At 62.8% G+C, this 3444-nt stretch carries 3 protein-coding genes and 1 pseudogene; 3 read left to right on the plus strand and 1 reads right to left on the minus strand.

What is annotated here, in order from left to right; genetic code table 11:
* Positions 1-198 precede the first annotated feature (198 nt).
* The 3 genes from C1719_RS04985 to C1719_RS04995 all read left to right on the plus strand — a co-directional run bounded on the left by C1719_RS04985 (position 199) and on the right by C1719_RS04995 (position 2982).
* Positions 199-930: a class B sortase gene (locus C1719_RS04985; protein WP_102374120.1), complete on the plus strand. Its 732-nt coding sequence runs from the start codon at positions 199-201 to the stop codon at positions 928-930.
* 238 nt (positions 931-1168) lie between these two features.
* Positions 1169-1810, plus strand: a complete 642-nt coding sequence (locus C1719_RS04990; protein ID WP_219717811.1) for a hypothetical protein — start codon at positions 1169-1171, stop codon at positions 1808-1810.
* A gap of 11 nt (positions 1811-1821) precedes the next feature.
* Positions 1822-2982, plus strand: coding sequence for a hypothetical protein (locus C1719_RS04995; protein ID WP_102374122.1), 1161 nt, complete (start codon positions 1822-1824; stop codon positions 2980-2982).
* Positions 2983-3099: 117 nt separating this feature from the next.
* Here the strand turns inward: C1719_RS04995 and C1719_RS05000 are convergent.
* Positions 3100-3444: pseudogene (locus C1719_RS05000) on the minus strand (hypothetical protein); the annotation flags it as partial.

Raw genomic sequence — 3444 nt, forward strand, 5'->3', positions numbered from 1 at the left:
GGCTACGCCGTGGCCGCGGGCATCGCTCTGGCAGCTGCGGCGGGCGCGGGCGGAGCGCTCGCGTACCGCAAGCGCAAGACGGCCGGCGCAAGCAAGGAAGAGGCGGCAGAAGAGCCGGAAGAGTAGCGGCAGCGCGTCGATACCAACCTGGAGGCCCTAGGCGCTCGCCCGGGGCCTCCCCTGCGAACGGGGGAGGACATGAGCAAGGGAAAAGCCGCCACGGCGCTCGCCATCGCAGTGGCGTTGCTGGCGCTGGCGGCGCTCGCCGTCCTGCCGCAGCCCGAGAGGAACCCGTACGGGGTGCACGAGGTGCCCGCTGCGGAAGAGGACGCGGCGATGGAGGCTCAAGAGACGGGAGGCGGAATCGACTGGGACGCCCTTCCCGCCTCCGTCGTCGCATGGGTGCGCGTGCCGGGCACGACCGTCGACTACCCGATCGTCCAGGGCCGGCCCGAATCGCCCGACTTCTACCTCACGCACGACGCCGGCGGCGAAAGATCCTCGTGGGGCGCTCCCTACATAGACGCCGGGTGCGCGCAGGGCGCCGAGAGCCCGCTCGTCATCGTCTACGGGCACCACATGTCCGACGGCACCATGTTCGCGCCGCTCGCGCAGTACTCGTCGCGCGACTTCGCCGAGGGGCACCGCACCATCCGGGTCTACACCCGCGAGAAGGCGATCGAGCTCGAGGTCTTCGCGGCCGACGTGGTCGACGCGAGCTCGGAGGGCAAGCGGACCGACTTCGCCAACGCGGCGGAGCTCGCCGCCTACCTCGGGGACAAATTGTCCCGGTGCGAGGTCGTCCTGGAAGAGCCTTCGGACGTCGCGCAGGCCTGGGCCTTCGTGACGTGCAGCTACCAGACGAGCAACTCGCGCACCGTCGTCTACGCGAAGGAGGTGGAAGGATGGGATTCGCGCCCTTCGGAATAGGGCTCCTCATGGGGCTCCTCACGCTCACGGCCTACGCCTGCTGCGCAGCCGGCGACGACGACCGAGACTAGGACTTGCAGATCGAAACTACAACCGAATATGGCCCTTCGACCCCTTGCCGCTATATCTCGGCAAGGGGTCTTGCATGTGGTGAGATAATTTACGCACTTGATAGAAACAAGACGCTGCCGGCTGCTTCTCGATAAGCTTCCGGTTGTCCATGAATAGAGGTACGCAATTGGGAGAGATTAAGCTGCAAGACGTCAAAAAGGCTATCGACATCGGAAAAGACGTTCTGCCCTTCGTTGAGCCCGCTGTGAACAAATACGGGCCCGCTCTGATCGACTGGGGGCAGCAAAGGGGGAAGCAGGCGGCAGATAGCCTGGGAGAAGCCAGAGACTCATTCCTTTCAAAGGGTCGGGCAATCAAAGACAAGAAGGAGCAGCAAAAGTCACTCGAGGCATCCCGCAAGAAGGCCGTGGCAAGCTCCCTTCCGCCGATCTCCGCAAAAGAGTTCTTCGAGAACTTTGAGAACAACGTCTCCAGCGAAGCCGACCTCAGCGATGGGTACATGGCGATCGCCGGCTGCTACGCCGTCGTCACGATGAAATCGGCACGAGAGAAAGACCCTTCCGCCTACGAGGACGTCTATGTCGGTTGCGGCAAATCCATGGGCTTCAGCATATACACACAGCTTTGCGGTTTCGGCAACGTCGACGTCTACGCCGACTTCAAGTTCAAAAGACCCATGATGATCCTGCTCTTCCCGTGTGAGGAAAAAGACCTCGAGAGCCGCTATGAGACCCTCGTCAGGGATCTTCAGGCCGAGAGCTCGTACAACAAATGGGACGTCCTGGCACGCTCCGACGAGGCGAGATAGGCGCTAAGAGCATGAGCGACAAAGAACTTGCGCCGATTAGCGTCGAGGTTGTTGCGATCGACGACCTCAACAGTATCAAGGTCATCTCGAACACCAATACGAGCAAAGAGAACAACGCCGGCATCGGAGAGCGGGCGGACGCCTTTCTCGGCCTCGCCTCGGACGTCGTAGACCTCGTCGAGGGAAAGCAGCTCTACAAAGTCGAGGTCCCCGAAGGCTACAGCCTTAAGGACCTCGTCGCCTCGAAGAAGGATCCGGAAGCGGTGAGGGCCCTCGTCCGAGACCCAAAGGGTCGCCTGAGCGGCGACGTCTCGCTCAAAGCTACCGGGGTCAGCCCCGCGCAGATCGCCAGCATCGGCCTTGCCGCGGCGGCGATGGTTGTCGGCCAGGCGTACATGACCGAAATCAGCGACAGCCTCCAGCGCATCGACGCTAAGCTGGAATCGATCGCCTCCATGATCGTCGGAGATCAGAAGGCGAAGGTCAAAAACGCCCTGGATATCGCCAGAACCTACGCAGCCCTTCATGACGATTACCTCCAAAAGCCCGCCGAGGCGCGCCAGGCGGCAAGAAACGAGATCGAGGGCAGGTACAACGACGTCGGCCAGGTAATCGATTGGATTACCGAGCAGCTCGCCGGCGTCGAAGACGGGGTCAGGGGCGTCGCCGAGCGCGAGAAGGACCTCGAACCGTTGCTTAAAGAGATCCAATCCTACGAGGCTCAGTTCGGAATGTGCCTCCAGGCCTTGTCGGCGCTCGCCATGACGCGCATGTACTACGACGGCAGTATGGACGACCGCAGCGCCCTCATCGAAGAGCAGCGGATCCTCGACAAATCTCAGGGCTTCCTGAAAAAGAGGCAGGTCCTCGCCGCGCTCATGGAGATGAAGATCGGGGGCATGAAGGGCGCGCCCATCGCGCTTCCTCGCGGCACCCAGGGGAACGCCCTCAAGAGGCTGGTCTCTCAGACGCCTAGAGCCGCCGCAAAGGAGCAGCTCCTCGAGGCTAAGGTCGAGATGCGCACGAGCCTACGCTCGGGAGAGTCGAAACTGAGGTCCGAAGCCGAAGATCGAAAAGGCGAGATCGAACGCATCGCAGCGGCATCCCGGACAGCCAGGACGCTGCTCACGGACGGAACCGACTGCTGGCTCATCGACGATAAGAAAGATTAGAAGCCAAGAAGAAGAGGCGGGCAATTGCCCGCCTCTTCTCACATCACCCACTTGAACACGGCGCGGAACAGCCAGACGAAAAAGCCCAGCGTGACCTTAAGCGCCGCCATGAGGAACCTACCAAGCCTCTTCATCGACGTCACCCCAATCTTCCTTGACCTTACGCACGCCCTCCTCGGCGCCCTCTTCCTTCTCTTCCGCGAGCAGCCTCGCCAGCTCATCGGGCACGCCCGGGACCTCCGCCCTCCCCAGCGCGCGCTGCAGCTCCCTTATCTGCGACTTCAGCGGTTTTGAGGGAGGGCCCACGTGCTCGCGGTAGCAAGCGCAAATCGCAGCGGCATCACATAGATACCCCCGCACCCGGGCGAACGCCTCATCCCCGTCGAGCAGGACGCGGCGGGCGCGCCCCAGCTCGGCCTCCGAGGCCAGCATGAAGCGCCAACCGCGGGACCTGCGCGCCGC

This window comes from Raoultibacter massiliensis (assembly GCF_900199545.1).
In the GTDB taxonomy this organism is placed as follows: domain Bacteria; phylum Actinomycetota; class Coriobacteriia; order Coriobacteriales; family Eggerthellaceae; genus Raoultibacter; species Raoultibacter massiliensis.

Coding starts and splice junctions, on each gene's coding strand:
- C1719_RS04985 (WP_102374120.1), top strand. CDS start 199: ATGAGCAAGGGAAAAGCCGCCACGGCGCTCGCCATCGCAGTGGCGTTG.
- C1719_RS04995 (WP_102374122.1), top strand. CDS start 1,822: ATGAGCGACAAAGAACTTGCGCCGATTAGCGTCGAGGTTGTTGCGATC.